The sequence below is a fragment of the Pseudomonas sp. YQ_5 genome, from assembly GCF_043103305.1.
GTDB lineage: Bacteria > Pseudomonadota > Gammaproteobacteria > Pseudomonadales > Pseudomonadaceae > Aquipseudomonas > Aquipseudomonas putida_Y.
Genome location: NZ_JBICJS010000029.1, coordinates 1 through 12590, shown reverse-complemented (window position 1 = coordinate 12590; position 12590 = coordinate 1). Strand labels below are relative to the sequence as shown.

Here is a 12590-nt window from a genome sequence, read left to right as displayed (position 1 = left end):
TGACATTGTAATTTTGCATGTCACCTTGAACTAAGAGCACCCTGATGTTTGAACTCGATTTTTACGGGACACTTGTAGCCGCCTCTTTGGTACTGCTATTGGGACGCGGCCTGGTCGCACGTATTGGTTTCCTGCGCGCATACAATATCCCTGAGCCTGTTGCAGGCGGCCTGGTCGTTGCCTTGTCACTTCTGGCATTGCGCAGTTTCGATGTACACGTCCAATTTGATACCTCGTTGCAAACACCGTTGATGCTGGCATTCTTCGCTACCATCGGCTTGAGTGCAGACTTCGCGAGCCTGAAGAAAGGTGGACGCGTGGTCGCCGTATTCCTCCTGGTGGTGACGGGTTTGCTGGTGGTTCAGAACGCCATGGGTATCGGTCTGGCGACAGCGTTGGGGCTCGACCCGCTGATGGGCCTGCTGGCCGGTTCGATCAGCTTGTCGGGTGGCCACGGTACAGGTGTTGCCTGGGGCGCGACCTTCACTGAGAGGTTTGGCCTGGCTTCGGCGTCGGAACTGGCAATGGCCTCTGCCACTTTCGGCCTGGTGTTGGGCGGTTTGATTGGTGGCCCAGTCGCCCGGTTGCTGATCAAACGGGTCAAGACACCAGGGGTGCAAGAAGAAACGCCGCAGTTACCCAAGGGCTTTGAACAACCGGACAGAGAGCGCCTGATCACATCGTTTTCATTTATAGAAACCTTGGCACTTATTGCTGTCAGCTTATTGACTGGCACATTACTTAACAGCTTGCTGAAAGGTACAGCATTCGAACTACCGACATTCGTTTGCGTACTCTTCGTCGGCGTACTGTTGCGCAATGGGCTTCGGGCTTTCGGCTTTTACAAAGTATTCGAACGGGAAGTGTCGGTACTGGGCAATGTAAGTTTGTCCCTGTTCCTGGCCATTGCCTTGATGTCGCTCAAGTTGTGGGACCTGGCAGCCCTGGCTTTACCCTTCTTTACCTTGTTGGCCGCGCAGACACTGGTCATGGCGCTGTTCGCAATCTTCGTGACGTTCAAGGTAATGGGGCGCAACTACGATGCTGCAGTCCTGGCTGCCGGCCACTGTGGCTTCGGCCTGGGTGCTACACCGACAGCCATCGCCAACATGCAAGCGGTGACACAACGCTATGGCGCCTCGCACCTTGCCTTCCTGGTGGTGCCGATGGTGGGGGCGTTCTTCATCGACATCATCAATGTCATCGTGATCAAGCTGTACCTGGCATTGCCCTTGTTCATTACTGGTTAAGCGCTTTCAGGCCCCCTTAAAGCACAGGACCGGCAACCAGAAAGCCGCTCTGAGTTGCCTACCAACGCAGCATGCGGGGGCCCCACCAGGCACCGAACGCCGTCGGAACAAGCATGCCAAGGACATACCACACACCCCAGAACGGTACGCCCATTTCCGGACAATGCAGGCAGTAGGCCACCGTTGCGGTCGAGCCCGCCAGCAGGCCACCGGCAGCGCCCGCTTGCCGTAACCGGGTGGGCGCCAGGCCTTTCAGCGCCCAGAACACGGTGACAAAAGCCGGCACCGACAGCAACGTGATATTCAGTGCGCAGGTACGCCATGTGCGCCCGAACAACAGGTCGGCGCGAGCATCCACAGGCGCCCCGGCGATACTCACGGCCGCCCCGCACCAGACCAGCAGCAGTGGCAAGCCAAGCATCTTCCAGCCTGCAGCGCCCTTCCCACCTGGCCTGGCCAAGCGGCTTGTCAACCACAGCCCGATCAACGCCAAGCTGGTTGGAAAGGCGACTTTGCCCCAGAACAACGGGGTTTGTGCAACCTCTGTGATATCACTACGTACACCGTAAAGGGCAACTGTCAGCAGCAGTGCTGCGGTCAGCCCACCCAGCACAGCAACCGCCATCCGCCTGCAAACGGCGTGGCGCGGCACTGGCCCTTCGCCTGCGGCCAGCAAGGCAATCAAGTCGTCAGTCTTCATGGTTATTGGCTCCTCCAATCAGCCTGGATAGCGCTTTCAGTCCTCGATGTATCCCAACCTTTACCGCTGAACTGGAAAGCCCGGTAAGTTGTGCCGTCTCTTCGACAGACAACCCCTCCAGCTTGACATGAACAATCGGCAGTCGTTGCCGCTCTGGCAGTTGCTTGAGCAGCTTGGTCAGGTCTCGGCTGGCCTCGGCTGATTCAACCTCCGAAATAGCAAACAATTGCGCATCATCGTCCAGAACATCATGCCGGGCTTCGCGACGTGAAACACTTCGCAGATGATCCGCCAGTTTGTAACGGGCGATCGCATGCACCCAAGCCGTCAAAGGCTGCTGTGCCTGGTAAGTGTGACGCGCGTTATGCACCGCCAGCAGCACATCCTGCACCATGTCCTCTATCTCGGCCGGGCGCCTGCTCAGACGGCTGCGCAGAAACGCACGCACATGCAGCGCAAGCGTGCCAAGAAAATCCTGATAGGCCAGCTGGTCGCCTGTCAGCCCTCGAAGCAACAGTGCTTTCAACCGGGCCTCGCGAGCCTCGAGCTCATCCTGTGAGTTAGTTCGCTGCATGGGCCGCCTGGGTTACACCCTGAATACAATTGACTTGATTCATCCGCTCCCGGCGTGTGGCACGCAGGTGCTGCAAATATGCCATGCCCTTGGCTTCAACATCAGCTTGTTAAGACATGCCCTGAAAAAAATTCTCCCACGGCTGTAACCCTTTTTACGCGAGGCACGAATTACTCCATGAGCCGCCGGTAAAGACCACGGCCACACTCTCAGGAGATTCACCCATGAAAACCCTCGCCCTCACCACTGCAGCACTTGCTCTCGCCTCGCTTGCAGGCGTTGCCATGGCGGCCGACAGCACGCAACCCGCAGGCAGTGGCGCTGCCATGGAAAAATGCTACGGCGTCGCCATGGCAGGAAAGAACGATTGCAAGGCCGGCGCCGGTACCAGCTGCGCAGGCAGTGCGAAGAAAGACTACGACGGCATGCACTGGAAAAACGTCCCCGCCGGCACCTGCACTTCGATCAAGACACCTGCCGGCATGGGTTCGCTGACACCTCACAAGTCTTGATCAGGGGAAACCGACCATGAACGCAGACGCACGAATGGGCGCCGGAATCAGCCTGAAGGCCGAGCACTACGACCAGGCGCTGGCGTGCAATCTCGAAGGGCTCTGGTTTGAAGTTCACCCGGAGAACTACATGGTCGGTGGCCCTCGCCTTGCCTGGCTGAACCGCATCGCAGAGCGGCACCCGGTCTCATTGCATGGTGTGGCACTTTCGCTGGCGGCTGATGCAGCCCCCGATCAGGACCACTTGCAGCGTCTGCGCGCACTGTGCGATCAGACCGAACCGGTACTTGTATCAGAGCACCTGGCCTGGTCCACCTGGCAGGGGCACTACCATCCAGACCTGCTGCCATTTCCCCGCAGCAACGAAGCCCTGCAGCGCATCGCTGAAAACATCCAGCGATGCCAGGAGGTATTGGGCCGGCGTATATCCATCGAAAACCCCAGTCATTACCTGCAGCTGCAGGGCCATGACTGGGACGAGATCGACTTTCTTGGCGAACTGACACGTCGCACGGGTTGTGGCCTGCTGCTGGACATCAACAACGTCTATGTGAGTGCTCACAATCTGGGGTTCTCGGCAACTGCCTACCTGGACCGCTTTCCAGCGCAAGCCATCACAGAAATTCACCTGGCCGGGCACAGCGATGATGACCAAGGCAACCTGTTGATCGACTCCCATGATGCGCAGGTGGCCGAGCCTGTGTGGGCGCTGTACCGCCAACTGGTTTCCCGTGTCGGCCCGCGCCCGACACTCATTGAACGTGACGACAAGCTTCCCCCGTTCACCGAACTGCTTGCTGAACGGTCCATCGCACAGTCGATCATGACTTGCCCAGGTGTATTGCCATGAACCTTTCCCTTGGTCAGTTCCAGCACGCATTCATCGAGGCACTCTATTCCCGCCCTGCTCCCCAGCTTTCGGGAGTGACCGAACAAGCGGCATTCGCGGTTTATCGCAACACGGTGCTGGCCGGCTGCGTGGATGCGCTGCGCGCAAACTTTCCGAGCGTGTGCACACTCGTCGGGCGCGCCTGGATGGATGAGACCGCGGCAGTCTATGCGCGGCAATTTCCCCCCAGCGATCCCCGGCTGATCTGCTACGGCGCAACCTTTCCGGATTTCCTCGAAGACATTCAGTCACAGCATGCTGTGCCGTATCTGGCGGATGTCGCGCGCCTGGACCTGCGTTGGACAGAAGCCTTCAGCGCGCCGAACGAACCGTGCCTGAACCTTGTCGAGCTGGCAGGCATGACCCCCAGCGATCTGGATCACGGTTGCCTGGCCCCCCGTGCCAGTGCCCGTTGGTACTGGTGCGAAGCGCATCCTGTGTACACCCTGTGGCGCTGCGCCCGCGAACAGCTTGCCTGGCCCCATGACCAGCCATGGGTGGGCGAAGGGGTACTGTTTGTCGGGACCGCTGATGGCGTATGCCATCAGCCGCTGGGGAAAGGTGGCCATGAGTTTCTCAAGGCCTGTGCGGCCGGACACTCGCTGATGCAGGCCTCAGACCTGGCACGACACGCAGAAACCGACCTGGACTTCACCGAGATGCTCGGGCGCCTGATGACAGCCCAGGCTTTTCGCCCACTCGCCTTCACAGGAGAACACCACCATGGCTAGTGTCGATTTCACGCCCCCGGCCAGCAGCTTGCGGCGCGCCTGGAACCACGTTGCGCAGAGCATCGAGCGCCGGTTGAGCGATGACCTGTTGTGCCTGGTCGCCCGGCTCGGGATCGCCTCGATATTCTTTCTTTCCGGGCGCACCAAAGTGGAAGGTTTCCTCACCCTCACACCCGGCACCTACGAGCTGTTCCGCACCGAGTACGCGCTGCCGCTCCTTTCGCCCTGGCTTGCAGCACACCTGGCAACCTACGCTGAGCACTTGTTCCCGCTATTGCTGGTGCTCGGCCTGATGACCAGGCTATCTGCGCTGGCACTGCTGGGCATGACCCTGGTGATAGAAGTGTTCGTCTACCCCGATGCGTGGCCCACACACCTGACTTGGGCAGGGCTCTTGCTGCTCCTGGTCGCACGGGGCGCCGGCGCGTTTTCGCTGGATCATCTGCTGAAAGTGAAATGACCGAAGGCCAATTGGCACCTGCCCTGTTCACGCAGCAATCGTATCGTTTTCGCTACGCTGTAGCGAAAACGATACGAGCCCGCCTCGACGTGAGTGCACAAGGGTTTGATGCTCAAACCCTTTTTCTCCCATGAGCACCTGTAACGATATCATTCCATACAAAAAATAGGGTTTCCTGCCACATTCACATAAACCATTGATAAATAAGAAATTTCTTATATTGGCCGCATTATTGCTAAGGGAATCCTACCCTAAGAGCGCGGCGCCACCGCGCCCCACGCCCTGCTTCCCGAGGATTTCCCATGAGCGAGTTGCGTTTCACTGAAGATCACGAATGGCTGCGCGTCGAAGCCGATGGCAGCGTCACCGTGGGCATCACCGCCTACGCCCAGAATGCCCTGGGTGACGTGGTTTTCGTGCAACTGCCAGAGTTGCAGCAGTATGAGAAAGGCAGCGAAGCGTCGACCGTCGAATCGGTCAAGGCCGCCAGCGGCGTGTACATGCCACTGACGGGTGAAGTGGTCGAAGTCAACGGCCAGCTCGAAGACAGCCCGGAACTGGTCAACGAAGACCCGATGGGCGAAGGCTGGTTCTTCCGCTTCATCCCTGCCGATGCAGAAGCCGTGACCGCTCTGCTCGACCAGGATGCCTACGACCGCCTGCTCAAAGCCAACGACGACGCCTGAGGACACCCGCCATGACCATCAACCTCGGCACCGCCAACGAATTCATCGCCCGTCACATTGGCCCGCGCGCCGCTGACGAACAGGCCATGCTCACTGCACTGGGCTTCGACTCGCTGGACGCCATGACCGCTGCGGTCATCCCCGACAGCATCAAGGGCACCAGCGTGCTTGGCTCGCATGACGGCCAAAGTGAAGCGGATGCGCTGGCCGCACTCAAGGCCATCGCCGGCAAGAACCAGCTGTTCAAAAGCTACATCGGCCAGGGCTACTACAACACCCACACTCCGGCGCCGATTCTGCGCAACCTGCTGGAAAACCCGGCCTGGTACACCGCCTACACCCCGTATCAGCCAGAAATTTCCCAAGGCCGCCTGGAAGCGCTGCTGAACTTCCAGACCCTGATCAGCGACCTCACCGGCCTGCCGATCGCCAACGCCTCCTTGCTTGACGAAGCCACGGCTGCGGCCGAGGCCATGACCTTCTGCAAGCGCCTGTCGAAGAACAAGGCCAGCCACACCTTCTTCGCCTCGGTACACTGCCACCCGCAAACCCTCGACGTGCTGCGCACCCGTGCCGAGCCGCTGGGTATCGAAGTTGTGGTTGGCGACGAGCGCGAGCTGGGCGATGTCAGCGCCTTCTTCGGCGCCCTGCTGCAATACCCGGCCAGCAACGGTGAAGTGTTCGACTACCGCGAGGTCGTACAGCGTTTCCATGCAGCCAACGCTCTGGTCGCCGTAGCAGCAGACCTGCTGGCCCTGACCCTGCTGACCCCACCGGGCGAATTCGAGGCTGACGTGGCCATCGGCAGCGCCCAACGCTTCGGCGTGCCACTGGGCTTCGGTGGCCCGCACGCGGCTTACTTCGCCACCCGCGATGCGTTCAAGCGCGACATGCCTGGCCGCCTGGTCGGCGTGTCGATCGACCGCTTCGGCAAAACCGCCCTGCGTCTGGCCATGCAGACCCGCGAGCAGCACATCCGCCGCGAAAAGGCCACCAGCAACATCTGCACCGCCCAAGTGCTGCTGGCCAACATCGCCAGCATGTTCGCCGTCTACCACGGCCCTGCCGGCCTAAAGCGCATTGCCGAGCGCACCCATGCCCTGACCGCGATCCTTGCCGCCGGCCTGAAGGCGCTGGGCGTACAAGTGGTGGGCGCCAGCGCCTTCGATACCCTGACCCTGGCCACCGGCACTGCCACCGCCAGCCTGCATGACAAGGCACGCGCCCAGGGCATCAACCTGCGCCAGATCGATGCCGCCCATGTGGGCCTGTCTCTGGACGAAACCAGCACTCAGGCTGACGTCGAGTCGCTGTGGCAGCTGCTGGGTAGCGAGCAGGCACAGCCTGACTTCGCCGCACTGGCCGCCAGCACCGGTTCCCTGCTGCCTGCCGCCCTGCTGCGCCAGTCGGCCATCCTGGAACACCCGGTGTTCAACCGCTACCACAGCGAAACCGAGCTGATGCGCTACCTGCGCCGCCTGGCCGACAAGGACCTGGCGCTGGACCGCAGCATGATCCCGCTGGGCTCGTGCACCATGAAGCTGAACGCCGCCAGCGAAATGATCCCGGTCACCTGGGCCGAGTTCGGCAACCTGCACCCGTTCGCCCCGGCCGAGCAGAGCCAGGGCTACCTGCAGATGACCACCGAACTGGAGGCCATGCTATGCGCGGCCACTGGCTATGATGCCGTGTCGCTGCAGCCCAACGCCGGCTCGCAGGGCGAATACGCCGGGCTGTTGGCGATCCGCGCCTACCACCGCAGCCGTGGTGAAGGCCACCGCGATATCTGCCTGATCCCGTCGTCGGCCCATGGCACCAACCCGGCCACTGCACATATGGCTGGCATGCGTGTCGTGGTTACCGCCTGTGACGCCCGTGGCAACGTCGATGTCGAGGACCTGCGCGCCAAAGCCATCGAGCACCGCGAGCGCCTGGCTGCAATCATGATCACCTACCCGTCGACCCACGGCGTGTTCGAGGAAGCGATCGGCGAAATCTGCGCGATCATCCACGACAACGGTGGCCAGGTGTACATCGACGGCGCCAATATGAATGCCATGGTCGGACTGTGCGCGCCAGGCAAGTTCGGCGGCGACGTTTCCCACCTGAACCTGCATAAGACCTTCTGCATCCCGCACGGTGGTGGTGGCCCGGGCGTTGGCCCGATTGGCGTCAAGTCGCACCTGGCGCCGTTCCTGCCAGGCCATGCACAGCTGGAAAACACCCAGGGCGCGGTATGCGCTGCGCCGTTCGGTAGCGCCAGCATCCTGCCAATCACATGGATGTATATCCGCATGATGGGCGGTGCCGGCCTCAAACGTGCCTCGCAAATGGCAATCCTCAACGCCAACTACATCGCCCGCCGCCTGGAAGAGCACTATCCTGTTCTGTATACAGGCGGTAACGGCCTGGTGGCTCACGAGTGCATTCTCGACCTGCGCCCACTGAAGGACACCAGCGGCATCAGTGTCGACGACGTGGCCAAACGGTTGATCGACTTCGGCTTCCACGCCCCGACCATGTCCTTCCCGGTGGCTGGCACGCTGATGATCGAACCGACCGAAAGCGAGTCCAAAGAAGAACTGGACCGCTTCTGCAACGCGATGATCCAGATCCGCGAAGAAATCCGCGCGGTGGAGGACGGTAGCCTGGACAAGGACGACAACCCGCTGAAAAACGCCCCGCACACTGCGGCTGAGCTGGTTGGCGAATGGACCCATGGCTACAGCCGCGAGCAGGCGGTATACCCGCTGGCGAGTCTGGTGGAGGGCAAGTACTGGCCGCCGGTCGGCCGGGTCGACAACGTGTTCGGCGACCGCAACCTGGTGTGCGCCTGCCCGTCGATCGAGAGCTATCAGGACGCCTGATAGCCCCTCCCCGCCACTTGGCTTGGGTGGCGGGCTCTGTGTAGGAGCGGGTTTACCCGCGAATGCGATGGGGCTATACCGCCGCATTCGCGGGTAAACCCGCTCCTACAGGGCTCAATGTCCACCCAAAAACCTGGCAGGAGGTCCACATGTCACTGAGCGTCTTCGACCTGTTCAAGATCGGCATCGGCCCCTCCAGCTCCCACACGGTCGGCCCGATGCGCGCCGCTGCGCGGTTTGCCGAAGGGCTGCGCCGTGACGGCCTGCTGGCCCGCACCGCCAGCGTCAAAGCCGAGCTGTATGGCTCACTGGGCGCCACAGGCAAAGGCCACGGCAGTGACAAAGCCGTGCTGCTGGGCCTTGAAGGCGAACACCCGGACATTATCGACACCGACAGCATTCCCGCTCGCCTGCAAGCCATCCGCGACAGCGGACGCATCAACCTGCTGGGCGAGCACAGCATTGCGTTCATCGAAAAGCAGCACCTGGCGATGATCCGCAAGCCGTTGGACTACCACCCCAACGGCATGATCTTCCGCGCGTTCGACGACGCAGGCCTGCAAATCCGAAGCCGCGAGTATTACTCGGTAGGCGGTGGTTTCGTGGTCGACGAGGACGCTGCCGGCCACGACCGCATCGTCGAGGACACCACGGTGCTGGCCTATCCGTTCAAGACCGCCAAGGAGCTGCTCGGCCACTGTACCGCGCATGACCTGTCGGTGAGCCAGGTGATGCTGGCCAACGAGGCCGCCTGGCGCCCAGAAGCAGAAACCCGAGCCGGGCTGCTGCGCATCTGGCAGGTGATGCAAGATTGTGTCGCTGCTGGCTGCCAGCATGAGGGCATATTACCGGGAGGGCTCAAGGTCAAACGCCGTGCGCCGGCCCTGTACCGCCAACTGAGCGGCCACCCGGAGGCCAGCCTGCGTGACGCCCTGTCGGTGCTCGACTGGGTCAACCTCTACGCCTTGGCGGTAAACGAGGAAAACGCCTACGGCGGTCGTGTGGTTACCGCCCCTACCAACGGCGCAGCGGGCATCGTCCCGGCAGTCCTTCACTACTACATGCGCTTCGTGCCGGGTGCCAGCGAGGACGGGGTGGTGCGCTTTCTGCTCACCGCTGCAGCCATCGGCATCCTGTACAAGGAAAACGCCTCCATCTCCGGTGCCGAAGTGGGCTGCCAGGGCGAGGTCGGCGTGGCCTGCTCGATGGCCGCCGGGGCGCTGTGCGAAGTGATGGGCGGCAGCGTGCAGCAGGTGGAGAACGCCGCCGAAATAGGCATGGAACACAACCTGGGCCTGACCTGCGACCCGATCGGCGGCCTCGTGCAGGTGCCCTGTATCGAGCGCAATGCGATGGGCTCGGTGAAGGCCATCAACGCGGTACGCATGGCCCTGCGCGGCGACGGGCAGCACTACGTGTCGCTGGACAAGGTCATCCGCACCATGCGCCAGACCGGCGCCGACATGAAAAGCAAATATAAAGAGACCGCCCGTGGCGGCCTGGCCGTCAACATCATTGAATGTTGACCCGACAATGACAGCAAGGAGTCATCGATGTCCGAAACACTGCTCAAGACCCCACTGCATGCCCTGCACCTGGAACTGGGTGCGCGCATGGTGCCGTTCGCCGGCTACGACATGCCGGTGCAGTACCCGCTGGGTGTGCTCAAGGAACACCTGCACACCCGCGAGCAGGCCGGCCTGTTCGACGTCTCGCACATGGGCCAGATCATTCTGCGTGGTGCTGACGCCGCCAAGGCGCTGGAAAGCCTGGTACCGGTGGATATCATCGACCTGCCGGTGGGCATGCAGCGCTATGCCATGTTCACCAATGAGCAAGGCGGCATTCTTGACGACCTGATGGTTGCCAACCTGGGCGACGACACTCTGTTCCTGGTAGTCAACGCGGCCTGCAAGGCGCAGGACCTGGCTCACCTGCAAGCGCACATCGGCAGCCGCTGCGAGGTGCAGCCGCTGTTCGAGGAGCGTGCCCTGCTCGCCCTACAAGGCCCGGCTGCGGTCAAAGTGCTGGAACGCCTGGCCCCAGAAGTGGCCGGCATGATCTTCATGCAGTTGCGCCGGGTAAAGCTGCTGGACGTGGACTGCTTCGTCAGCCGCTCGGGCTACACCGGCGAAGACGGCTACGAGATCTCGGTACCGGTCAACGCTGCCGACGCCCTGGCCCGCCGCCTGCTGGCCGAGCCGGAAGTACAGCCGATCGGCCTGGGCGCACGCGACTCGCTGCGCCTGGAAGCTGGCTTGTGCCTGTATGGCCATGACATGAACAGCGAGACTACGCCGATCGAAGCCAGCCTGCTGTGGGCGATTTCCAAGGTGCGCCGTGCCGAGGGTGCACGTGCTGCCGGCTTCCCTGGTGCCGAGGCGATCTTCGCCCACGTGCGCGACGGGGTCGCGCGCAAGCGCGTAGGCTTGTTGCCTCAGGAGCGTACGCCAGTACGCGAAGGCGCTGACATTGTCGACGCAAACGATAAACCGGTGGGTAAAGTATGCAGCGGAGGCTTTGGTCCGACACTCGCTGCACCTGTCGCAATGGGTTATATCGATAGTGAACATGCTGCACTCGACACTGCACTGTTTGCCGTGGTGCGTGGAAAGAAGGTGGCCTTGAAAGTCAGCAAAATGCCTTTCGTGACACCACGTTACTACCGTGGCTGAAACGGCTTTGTGAAGGTTTTGGGCAGCGTCGACATATTCGTTTTCGAACCTGCCCAATAACTTTTGAACATGGCGCCAGGCCAGGCGCCATGCCGTTTCCGACAAATCGGTCGGTTATCGGCAAGCGGCCAGTTTTCCATACGACCAAGGGCTTGTTTTTCGCTCGGGAGTTGGCGTAGAGTCACTGCACTGTGTTTGCATGGGTCGCAACAGTTCGTGACCTGGGCCAGTAGCCGAGATTTGCTACAACCCGTTCGACGTCTCTTACTTCCTGCAACCCAGCCCAGTAGTCTTTCGCTTACAAAAAAGTGCGAAAGAAACTGTCATCAAAATTTAAGTTTCATAGGAAATAAGACAATGGCTGAGCGTCAGAAGGGTACCGTCAAGTGGTTCAATGACGAAAAAGGTTACGGCTTCATTACCCCAGAAAGCGGTCCGGATCTCTTCGTGCACTTCCGCGCTATCGAAGGCAACGGCTTCAAGAGCCTGAAAGAAGGCCAGCAAGTCACCTTCGAAGCAGTCCAGGGCCAGAAGGGCATGCAGGCTGACAAGGTTCAACCTGTCTGATCCAGCGCCAGACTTTGAAAAGCCCCTGCCAAGTGCAGGGGTTTTTTTTTGCCCGTAGAATAGCGGGATCGTCTTTTGGAGCGTCCTGCATGTCCAAGCCTCTACTCACACCCCAGGGTGATTTTCCGCCGGTCAGCCTGGGCCGGCGCCTGGCTGCAATGTTCTATGACTTTTTGCTGTGTACCGCACTGCTGATCGTTACCGCTGGCGCCTACAAGATGATTCAGATGTCGATCATCGGCGAAGCACGTATGCGCGAGCTGACCGAGGCCGGCGCACTGGATGGCGACCCACTGCTGTCTACGGTATTGCTGTTTGCCCTGTTCGGCTTCTTTGCCAAGTTCTGGACCCACGGCGGGCAGACGCTAGGTATGCAGGTGTGGGGCGTCCGGGTGCAGAATGCCGATGGCTCGGCCATCAGCCTGTGGCAGGCGCTGTTGCGGTTCGTCGTGTCGATCGCCTCGTGGCTGTGCCTGGGGTTGGGTTTTTTCTGGGTGCTGATCGACAATCGCAAGCGTGGTTGGCATGACATCTATTCGGAAAGCCAGCTGGTGCGGGTGCCTAAACAGAAAAAATAAGCCACAAGCTTGGCGTTGCCGGTTCGGCCCTTTCTTGATGCCTGCGCGGTACCTGTAATCGATGGACTCGCCCCCGCCGAGGCATCACAGTGCCACGGTGG

General features: G+C 61.0%; 13 protein-coding genes. 11 read left to right on the top strand and 2 right to left on the bottom strand.

The features are described from left to right. The first annotated feature begins 44 nt into the window (after positions 1–44). Positions 45–1250, top strand: coding sequence for a sodium/glutamate symporter (gltS, locus tag ACF8EA_RS05260; RefSeq protein ID WP_021781888.1), 1206 nt, complete (start codon positions 45–47; stop codon positions 1248–1250). Positions 1251–1308: 58 nt separating this feature from the next. Here the strand turns inward: gltS and ACF8EA_RS05255 are convergent, their stop codons facing one another. Then, positions 1309–1950: a DUF1109 domain-containing protein gene (locus tag ACF8EA_RS05255; protein ID WP_021781887.1), complete on the bottom strand. Its 642-nt coding sequence runs from the start codon at positions 1948–1950 to the stop codon at positions 1309–1311. Then, a complete protein-coding gene (locus tag ACF8EA_RS05250; protein WP_021781886.1) occupies positions 1940–2524 on the bottom strand; it encodes a sigma-70 family RNA polymerase sigma factor in 585 nt (194 codons plus the stop codon). The genes ACF8EA_RS05255 and ACF8EA_RS05250 overlap by 11 nt, the downstream gene beginning before the upstream one ends. A 224-nt stretch (positions 2525–2748) precedes the next feature. On the opposite strand from ACF8EA_RS05250, the gene ACF8EA_RS05245 reads away from it, so the two are divergent. From ACF8EA_RS05245 to ACF8EA_RS05200, 10 genes are all read left to right on the top strand, one after another. After that, entirely contained in the window at positions 2749–3036 is a 288-nt protein-coding gene (locus tag ACF8EA_RS05245; protein ID WP_021781885.1) for a DUF2282 domain-containing protein, read from the top strand. Between the two features lie 16 nt (positions 3037–3052). Continuing rightward, a complete protein-coding gene (locus ACF8EA_RS05240) occupies positions 3053–3886 on the top strand; it encodes a DUF692 domain-containing protein (protein WP_181005337.1) in 834 nt (277 codons plus the stop codon). Further along, positions 3883–4656, top strand: a complete 774-nt coding sequence (locus ACF8EA_RS05235; RefSeq protein ID WP_028698092.1) for a DNA-binding domain-containing protein — start codon at positions 3883–3885, stop codon at positions 4654–4656. The genes ACF8EA_RS05240 and ACF8EA_RS05235 overlap by 4 nt, the downstream gene beginning before the upstream one ends. Beyond that, complete coding sequence (locus ACF8EA_RS05230) at positions 4649–5116, top strand: DoxX family protein (protein WP_392521230.1); 468 nt, start codon at positions 4649–4651, stop codon at positions 5114–5116. The genes ACF8EA_RS05235 and ACF8EA_RS05230 overlap by 8 nt, the downstream gene beginning before the upstream one ends. A gap of 302 nt (positions 5117–5418) precedes the next feature. Then, entirely contained in the window at positions 5419–5802 is a 384-nt protein-coding gene (gcvH, locus tag ACF8EA_RS05225) for a glycine cleavage system protein GcvH (protein WP_003255087.1), read from the top strand. An 11-nt stretch (positions 5803–5813) separates the two neighbouring features. Beyond that, the gene (gene gcvP, locus ACF8EA_RS05220; protein WP_392521229.1) at positions 5814–8669 is read left to right on the top strand and encodes an aminomethyl-transferring glycine dehydrogenase; all 2856 of its coding nucleotides are present in this window, start codon (positions 5814–5816) and stop codon (positions 8667–8669) included. A gap of 149 nt (positions 8670–8818) precedes the next feature. After that, a complete protein-coding gene (locus ACF8EA_RS05215; protein ID WP_392521228.1) occupies positions 8819–10195 on the top strand; it encodes an L-serine ammonia-lyase in 1377 nt (458 codons plus the stop codon). 27 nt (positions 10196–10222) lie between these two features. Further along, positions 10223–11344: a glycine cleavage system aminomethyltransferase GcvT gene (gcvT, locus tag ACF8EA_RS05210; RefSeq protein WP_392521227.1), complete on the top strand. Its 1122-nt coding sequence runs from the start codon at positions 10223–10225 to the stop codon at positions 11342–11344. 357 nt (positions 11345–11701) lie between these two features. After that, positions 11702–11911 (top strand): cold-shock protein, encoded by a 210-nt coding sequence (locus ACF8EA_RS05205; RefSeq protein WP_014589840.1) that lies wholly within the window; start codon positions 11702–11704, stop codon positions 11909–11911. An 89-nt stretch (positions 11912–12000) separates the two neighbouring features. Then, entirely contained in the window at positions 12001–12489 is a 489-nt protein-coding gene (locus ACF8EA_RS05200; RefSeq protein ID WP_392521226.1) for an RDD family protein, read from the top strand. Positions 12490–12590 lie beyond the last annotated feature (101 nt).